The following is an 8,244-nucleotide window of genomic DNA, read 5'->3' as shown; positions in this document are numbered from 1 at the left end:
GGGACGTCTCAGCCCCGCCAGTGTGGCGGTTCGGGCACCCGCCCTGGTTTCCTGTCATGCAAGCCGCACCCGCACTCTCGCCATCGCCCGCCAAGTTCCGGTTCGACCGCACGCGCCATGCGGCCCCGCAGGTGTTCGAGCACATGCGGGACCAGATCATCTCGATGGCCCTGCCCCCGGGCACGATCCTGTCGCGCCCCGAACTCGCCGAGCAGTACGGGACCAGCCAGACCCCGGTCCGCGACGCGCTGATACGCCTGGGCGAAGAGAGCCTGGTCGACATCTTTCCGCAGCACGCGACCGTGGTCAGCCCGATCGACGTCGCGCTGGCTACGCAGGCGCATTTCCTGCGCCGCTCGGTCGAGCTCGAAATCGTTCGCACGCTGGCGCTGCAGGCCGATCCGCTCCTGGTCGAACGCCTGCGCGCCACGATCGCGCGGCAGCGCATGATGCTGGAGCTGCAGGACCTCGATGAATTCACCGTCACCGACCAGGCCTTCCATCGCGAGCTCTATGACGCCGCGAAGGTACCGGACCTGTGGGGCCTGGTGCGCCGGCAAAGCGGCCACCTGGACCGGCTGCGCCGCCTGCACCTGCCCATTCCCGGCAAGGCAGTGGCCGTGCTGCGCGACCACGACGCCATTGTCGACGCGATCGCGTCCGCCGATCCCGCGCGCGCCGAGACCGCGCTGCGTGCGCACCTGTCCGGCACGCTGGCCAACATCGACGACATCCGCGCGCGCTTCTCGGACTATTTCCGCTGAGTTACCGACGCCCGGCTGCCGCCACGACATCATGCATCCACCCACATGGCCGGCGTGATCTGGCGCGGATCGGTCATCAGTTCGATCAGTGCCGGCGTGCCGGCGGCGCGGGCGCGTTCGAACGCGCCGGCAAACGCTTCGGCATGTTCGACCCGCTCGGCCCAGGCGCCACAGGCCCGCGCCATGGCCACGAAATCGGGATTGCGGATGCCGGTGCCGCTGACGCGCCCGGGATAGCGCTTCTCCTGGTGCATGCGGATGGTGCCGTACATGCCGTTGTTGACCAGCACGACGATGACATTGGCGCCCGCCTCCGCCGCGGTGGCCAGCTCCTGCGGATACATCAGGAAGCAGCCGTCGCCGGCGAAGCAGACCACGGTCTGCTGCGGATTTCTCAGCTTGGCCGCGATGGCGGCCGGCAGGCCGTAGCCCATCGCGCCGCAGGTGGGGGCCAGCTCGGTGCGGGGCTGCCGGTAGGCGAAGAAGCGGTGCAGCCAGACGGTGTAGTTACCGGCGCCGTTGCTGAGGATGGCGCCGTCGGGCAGCGTCTGGTCGAGGTGCTGCATCACCTCGCACAGGTCGACACCGCGCAACTGTGCGTCCGGCGCCACCGGTGCCGCGAAGGCTAGGTGGTCGGTGCGCGCGGCGCGGGTCCATTGCGCCCAGCGCGGCGATTCCGGTGCGGCCAGCCCGGCGAGTATGCGCGTGCCGGGCACGATGCCGGCCTGGATGGCCAGTTCGGGCTGGTACACGCGGCCCAGCTCGGCGCTGTCGGCATGGACATGCACCAGCCGCTGGCGCGGTCGCGGCGGCTCCAGCAACTGGTAGCCGTCGGTGGCGATGTCGCCCAGGCGGGTGCCGAACGCCAGGATCAGGTCGGCGTCGCGCACGCGGGCTGCCAGGCGCGGATTGACGCCCAGGCTCAGGTGGCCGGCATAGTGTTCATCGCGGTTGTCGAAGACGTCCTGCCGGCGGAAGGCGCAGGCCACCGGCAGGTCCCAGGCCTTGATAAAGGCGGCAAAGTCCCCGGCCGCCTGAGCGGTCCAGCCCGCGCCGCCCGCGATCACCAGCGGGCGTTCGGCGCCGGCCAGCGCGGTGCGCAGCGCCTGGGCATCTTCCTGCGACGGAGAGGCCGTGACCGGCCGGTATGGTGCCGCATCGGCACATTCGCACAGGCCGTCGAGCACGTCCTCGGGCAGCGCCAGCACCACCGGGCCAGGCCGGCCCGAGGTCGCGCACTGGAAGGCCCTGGCGACCAGTTCCGGGATGCGCGCGGGGTCATCGATCTGCGCCACCCACTTGGCCATGCCGCCGAACATGGCCACATAGTCGACTTCCTGGAACGCCTCCCGCCCCATATGTTCGCGCGCGATCTGGCCGACGAACAGGATCATCGGTGTCGAATCCTGAGCGGCGATATGCACGCCGATGCTGGCATGGGTGGCGCCCGGTCCCCGGGTCACGAAGCAGATGCCGGGGCGGCCGGTCAGCTTGCCGTCGGCCTCGGCCATGTTCGCCGCCGCGCCCTCGTGCTTGCATACCACCAGTTCAATGGCGGGCTGGTCGTGCAGCGCGTCCAGCACGTCGAGAAAGCTCTCGCCCGGGACACAGAAGATGCGATCCGCGCCATGCAGGCGCAACGCGTCCACCAGAACGCGGCCGCCGGTGCGCCGGGCTGGCGTCTGGCCTGGTTCGGACGAAGGGACAAGGGACAAGGTAGATTGAGGCGTCATGGCGGGTCAGCAGATTCGGGCAGGGATGCACAGCGCAGATTGTTGCCTTGCCCCACTGCCGCTGCCCGCGTCTTCCTGCATGCCTGCTATGCAAAAAACGCAAGGCCCGGCAGACTGCGGGACGGTAGATTGCAGGCAGGCCACAAAGCCAGGCGCCCCGCAGCGGGCGACCCCACAAGAAAACCAGGAGACATTCCCATGCCACAACTCACCTGCCTGCCGGGAGCCGGCCCGGCTGTTGCCAGACAGACTCCACGCACGCTCGCCCGCGTGGCCCTGGCCTCGCTCGCCGCACTGGCCATCGGTGCCCTGCCCGCGGCACCGGCGCGGGCGCAGGACGGCTGGCCCGCCAAGCCCATTACCTATGTCGTGCCGTTCGCAGCCGGCGGCTCTACCGACGTGCTCGGCCGCCTGATCGGCCAGCGGCTGTCGCTGGCGCTCGGCCAGCCGGTAGTGATCGAGAACCGTGCCGGCGCGGGCGGCAATATCGGCACCGACTATGTTGCCAAGGCGGCGCCGGACGGCTACACGCTGGTCGGCGGGACCATCAGTTCCCATGCCATCAACGTCAGCCTGTATCCGAAGATGCCGTATGACCCGGTCAGGAATTTCCAGCCCGTCACGCTGATCGGCACACTGCCCAATGTACTGGTGGTCAATGCCAGCAGCCCGTGGAAATCGGTGCAGGACGTGATTGCCGCGGCCAAGGCGCGCCCGGCCGGGGTCAGCTTCGGCTCCTCCGGCAATGGCACCTCGCAGCACCTCTCCGGCGAGCTGTTTGCCTCGATGGCCGGCCTGAAGCTGCTGCACGTGCCGTTCAAGGGCAGCAGCCCCGCCATCCAGGCCCTGCTCGGCAACCAGGTCGACCTGGTGTTCGAGAACAGCATCGCTGCCATGCCGCTGATCCAGTCCGGCAAGCTGCGCGCACTCGCCAGCACCGGGCCGCGCCGCGCGCCCGAGCTGCCGGACGTGCCGACCGTGGCCGAGAGCGGCCTGAACGGGTACGAGATCGTCTCGTGGCAGGCGATTTTTGCGCCGGCAGGCACGCCGATGCCGATCGTCAACCGGCTCTCCACGGAGATCGCGAAGATCATCAAGGAGCCGGAGATCCGCAATCGCCTGGTGAACATGGGCATCGAGCCATCCGGCGCGGGCCCCGCCGAGCTGTCCGCGTTCCAGAAGGCCGAGGTCGCAAAATGGGGGAAGCTGGTCAGGACCGCCGGGATCCGCCTGGAGTAAGCGGTGAACCCAAACCATCACTGACGACATGAGCGAACACCATATCCCTACCGCAGGCCTGCACCGCTGGGTCAACGACCTCTGGATCGCGGCAGGCTCCGACGCACGCGAAGCGCGCCTGACGGCCGACCACCTGGTCGGTGCCAACCTGAGCGGCCACGATTCGCACGGCGTGGGCATGATTCCCAAGTACGTGATGTCGTGGCGGGCCGACGAGCTGCAACTGAACCGCAAGGTCAGCGTGCTGCACGATGCCGGCAGCATGCTCAGCCTCGACGGCAACCGCGGCATGGGCCAGTCCGTGACCGAGGAGGCCATGGCGCTGGCGATCGAGCGCGCGAAGGCGCACGGGGTCTGCGTGATGGGGCTGCGGCAGTCGCACCACCTTGGTCGCGTCGGCCACTGGGCCGAGCAGGCCACCGCTGCCGGCATGATCTCGATCCACTTCGTCAACGTGCTGTCCAAGCCCATCGTCGCGCCGTACGGCGGCAGCGAGGCGCGCTACGGCACCAACCCGTTCACGATCGGCGTGCCGGTGGCCGACGCGCCGCCGCTGGTGCTGGACTTCGCCACCAGCGCGATTGCGCTGGGCAAGGTCCGCGTGGCCCACAACAAGGGCGTAGAGGTGCCGCCCGGCTGCCTGATCGATGCGCGCGGCGTGCCGACCAACCGGCCCGAGGTGATGTTCCCCCGCGATGGCGCCGCCCAGGGCGCGCTGCAGGCGTTTGGCGAGCACAAAGGCTACGTGCTGGCGGTCATGTGCGAATTGCTCGGCGCCGCCGTGACGGGCGGCCATACCATCCGCCCCGAAACGCTGACCCACCGCCACGCGGTGTGGAACAACATGCTGGCGATCGTGTTCGACCCGCAGCGGCTGGGCACCAGCACCAGTTTCGGCGATGAAGTCCGGACCTTCGCGGACTGGATCAAGTCATCCCGGCTGCAGGCGGGCCATGCGGGAATTGCCCTGCCCGGCGAGCCGGAACGGCAGCGCCGGCGCGAGCGTGCCGAAACCATCCCGGTGGACAGCGGCACCCTCGCCCAGCTTGATGACGCCGCGGCACGCGTGCAGTCCGTATGTGGCACCTCGCCCGGGCCGCTGTCGCGCCTGGCGGCCTAGTGTCCTGTTATCGATCTCAGCCAATCCTGACAAAAGGAAGAAAGCCCATGCCCACGGCCCCCCAACCTCGCCCGCCCTATTCGCCGCTGCCCAACACTTTTCGCACCGCCGTGCTGGCCCAGCAGCGCCAGATCGGCTGCTGGTGCTCGCTGGCCAGCCCGGTCACCGGCGAGATTGTCGGTCTGGCCGGCTTCGACTGGCTGCTGCTGGATACCGAGCACGCCCCCAACGACCCGCTGACGCTCATGCCGCAGCTGATGGCGCTGAAGGACAGCGTCAGCGCGCCGGTTGTGCGGCCGGCGTGGAATGACCCGGTGCTGCTCAAGCGGCTGCTCGACCTGGGCTTCTACAACTTCCTGATTCCGTTTGTGGAAAGCGCCGAGCAGGCGCGCCAGGCGGTGTCCGCCACGCGCTACCCGCCGCAGGGCACGCGCGGCGTTTCGATGACGCAGCGAAGCAACCGCTATGGCACGGTGCCGGGCTATTTCGAGCAGATCAACGACAACCTCTGCGTGCTGGTGCAGATCGAGAGCCGCAAGGGCGTGGATGCCGCCGACGAGATCTGCGCGGTCGAAGGCGTGGATGGCATCTTCATCGGTCCGAACGACCTGGCGGCGGCATGCGGCCACTTGGGCAATTCCAACCACCCCGAGGTCCAGGCCGAGATCGCGCGCATCTTCGAGGCCGCGCGGCGGGCCGGCAAGGCCGTGGGCACGCTGACGCCGGTGGAAGCCGACGCACGGCGCTACATGGACATGGGCGCCAGCTTCGTCGCCGTGGGGCTGGATCACGTGATGCTGCGCCAGGCCACACAGGCACTGCGTGCGCGCTTCGCGGACTGACGACCGGAAAGCGCGCTCAGACCAGCCGCGCGCCCGGCCACGCACCCGACATCACGGTATTGCGGACCGACTGGCGCACGGTCTGCATGATGTCCCACAGTTCCGGCACCGGCGGCCGGTTCCTGGCGGTGGCCAGCGCCACCTGCCGCGTCACCACCGGCTCGACCAGCCTGGCGCAGCGCAGCCGCCCCTGGGCCACGCGGTCCGCCACCGCGGCAAAGGGCAGCAGTGTGGCGCCGCAACCGTCTTCCACCAGCCGCATCGAGACGGTATTCGACGCATCGCACTCCATCGCCATGTTCAGCGTCTTGCCCGCGCGCGCGACCAGGTTCTCCGCCAGCACACGCAGTCCGTGGCCCGTGCTGGGCAGGATCAGCGGCACCTCGTCCAGGCTGGCGCAGCGGAAGCTCGGCCCGATATGGCCCCATGAAACCGGCGTGACCAGCGTCAGGTCTTCCTCCAGCAGCACGTCGACCTTCAGCGCGCCGTGCTGGTCCGGCAGGTAGAGCAGCGCCACGTCGACTTCGCCGGCGGCCAGCCATGCCAGCAGCGGGCTGGCCAGCCCTTCGACGAATCGCACGCGGGTCGCGGGGAAGCGCTGTTTGACGGCGGTGCCGATGCTGGCGAAGGCGGTGTTGGCAATGGTCGGCTGCGCCGCGATGATCAACTGGGCCGGACCCTGAGCGGTCGAGGCCCGGATCGCCTCGCGCGCCTCGGCGAGGGTGGCCGAGACCTGCCGCGCGTACCCGAGCAGGGTCTGGCCCGCCTCGGTCAGGATCATGCCGCGGCCGGTGCGATGGAACAGCCGGGTGTCGAGATTGGCTTCCAGCCGGGCGATCTGCCGGCTGACGGTGGACTGGTCGGCACCCTGCTCGAGCGCCGCGCGGGAGATGCTGCCCGTGCCGGCTACGCATACGAAGCAGGCCAGGTCTTCCGAATTCAATGGAGCGGGGGCATTCGCACTCATGTCTTGCGCATTCCGGTCAGCGTGTTGGTCAGGGACCGGCCGGAGAGCGCCTGGCACCCACGCCCGGACGCACGCCTGCGTACCGGCTGTCGTGCCGCGCCGATTTTAACCTGCGGCGCAGCGCGCGTGCCGCGTCGGTGCACATGCCGGCATTTGTGCTGTAGGCTTGATCTTGTGCACGGCAGCGGCCCATGCGGCAGGGGCCATCTCATAGTTGAAGGCGCGCATCGCGCGGTGAAACTCTGGAGGCGACCTTGATATCATTACTGTATGGCGCCGGTTGGCCCGGCGGGCTGATGTTTGCCGGGGGACTATTCGCAAGTATTCTGATTGCCCTGGAGCTCGGCCGACTGGCGTGGCAATGGCAAGTTGACTCGGGCCGCGAGCCCGAGACAACAGGTGTCAGCACGGTGGCCAGTGCAATTTTTGCACTGCTCGGGCTGTTGATCGCCTTTACCTTTTCCGGGGCCGCCAGCCGCTTTGATATGCGGCGTACGCTGATCGTCCAGGAAGCCAACGACATCGGCACGGCCTACCTGCGCCTGGATCTGCTGCCACAGCCGGCACGTGGCGAGCTGCAGGAGACATTCCGGCAATATCTGGATGCGCGGCTCGACGCCTATCGGGCGATCCCCGACCGCAAACGCATCGATGAGGCACTGGCACGCGCTGACGCGCTGCGCGAACGCCTCTGGACAAGATCCGTCTCAGAGTCCCAGCGGACCTCTACTACAGTGGCCACCATGCTGTTGCTGCCAGCGCTCAATGCAGCGTTCGATACGGCCTCGACCCGCCTCGCTTCAACCAGGGAGCATCCACCCGGCGTCATTTTCGGCATGTTGTTCGCGCTTTGCTGGATCGGGGCCTTCTTCGCCGGCTATGGCATGGCCGGACGCGGGCCTCGAAACTGGTTGCATGCAGTCTTCTTCGCGGCCTCGCTGTCGGTCACGCTCTACGTGATCGTCGACCTGGAATTTCCACGGCTGGGCTTGATTCGCGTTGACGCGTTCGACGAAGTGTTGCAGGAAGTCCGCAATACGATGCGATGAATTTCCACTGAGGGGCAGCCGGGCAGCCCGCTTTTTGGTCGGATTGCCGCCTGCCCGGAAAGCGTTGCCGGAAGCTGATTTTGCGAACGGACGCTGCCGTGCAAGCATTCCCGAATACTTAGGGGTCTTCGCCGGATTGTGGGATTGGCTTTTGTGGTTCTTGGATGCGTGGCTGTTTCGCCGGCGTAGCCGGCGACCTCCTTTTTGACGGCGTCCAAAAGATGGGAACGCGCCCCGACCTCTCGCTAATCGTCAACGAGTAGCCAGCAGGCATGGTGGGAGAGTGAACGGGAACGGGGGGCCCCGCCATCACGAAACGGCATCAATGTGCCAGAGTGGAAGTTCGCACAATCCACACAGGATGGAGGGACCCGAAATGAATACTACGACCTACGGCCTGGACATTGCAAAGACCGTTTTCCAACTCTATTAGGTCGAGCCCGACGGCAAGTGTGTCAATCGCCGCTTCAGCCGCCAGAAACTGATCGAATTCCTCGCCAAGCGCCAGCCCGGGCGGGTGGCGCTCGAAG

The 8,244-nt window shown here is 67.8% G+C and carries 7 protein-coding genes and 1 pseudogene; 6 read left to right on the top strand and 2 right to left on the bottom strand.

What is annotated here, in order from left to right; all coding sequences use genetic code 11:
- Positions 1-56 precede the first annotated feature (56 nt).
- Positions 57-764 (top strand): GntR family transcriptional regulator, encoded by a 708-nt coding sequence (locus tag RM96_RS29790; RefSeq protein ID WP_039015338.1) that lies wholly within the window; start codon positions 57-59, stop codon positions 762-764.
- A gap of 29 nt (positions 765-793) precedes the next feature.
- Here the strand turns inward: RM96_RS29790 and RM96_RS29785 are convergent, their stop codons facing one another.
- Positions 794-2,497: a thiamine pyrophosphate-binding protein gene (locus tag RM96_RS29785; RefSeq protein WP_052279837.1), complete on the bottom strand. Its 1,704-nt coding sequence runs from the start codon at positions 2,495-2,497 to the stop codon at positions 794-796.
- 198 nt (positions 2,498-2,695) lie between these two features.
- On the opposite strand from RM96_RS29785, the gene RM96_RS29780 reads away from it, so the two are divergent.
- The 3 genes from RM96_RS29780 to garL are packed head-to-tail and all read left to right on the top strand — an operon-like array spanning position 2,696 to position 5,698.
- Positions 2,696-3,736: a Bug family tripartite tricarboxylate transporter substrate binding protein gene (locus RM96_RS29780; protein WP_082016782.1), complete on the top strand. Its 1,041-nt coding sequence runs from the start codon at positions 2,696-2,698 to the stop codon at positions 3,734-3,736.
- Between the two features lie 28 nt (positions 3,737-3,764).
- Entirely contained in the window at positions 3,765-4,856 is a 1,092-nt protein-coding gene (locus RM96_RS29775) for a malate/lactate/ureidoglycolate dehydrogenase (RefSeq protein WP_039015336.1), read from the top strand.
- 47 nt (positions 4,857-4,903) lie between these two features.
- Positions 4,904-5,698 carry a 2-dehydro-3-deoxyglucarate aldolase gene (gene garL / locus RM96_RS29770; RefSeq protein WP_039015335.1) on the top strand — a complete coding sequence of 265 codons (795 nt, stop codon included), beginning with the start codon at positions 4,904-4,906 and terminating at the stop codon, positions 5,696-5,698.
- Positions 5,699-5,714: 16 nt separating this feature from the next.
- Here the strand turns inward: garL and RM96_RS29765 are convergent, their stop codons facing one another.
- Positions 5,715-6,665, bottom strand: a complete 951-nt coding sequence (locus RM96_RS29765) for a LysR family transcriptional regulator (RefSeq protein ID WP_039015334.1) — start codon at positions 6,663-6,665, stop codon at positions 5,715-5,717.
- A 254-nt stretch (positions 6,666-6,919) separates the two neighbouring features.
- Here RM96_RS29765 and RM96_RS29760 point away from each other — a divergent pair, with 254 nt between their 5' ends.
- Both RM96_RS29760 and RM96_RS38015 read left to right on the top strand, forming a co-directional pair.
- Positions 6,920-7,714 (top strand): bestrophin-like domain, encoded by a 795-nt coding sequence (locus RM96_RS29760; RefSeq protein ID WP_039015333.1) that lies wholly within the window; start codon positions 6,920-6,922, stop codon positions 7,712-7,714.
- A 376-nt stretch (positions 7,715-8,090) separates the two neighbouring features.
- Positions 8,091-8,244, top strand: a pseudogene (locus RM96_RS38015) (IS110 family transposase); the annotation flags it as partial.

The organism is Cupriavidus sp. IDO (assembly GCF_000812465.1).
GTDB lineage: Bacteria > Pseudomonadota > Gammaproteobacteria > Burkholderiales > Burkholderiaceae > Cupriavidus.
This window is presented reverse-complemented; position numbering and strand designations above follow the sequence as displayed.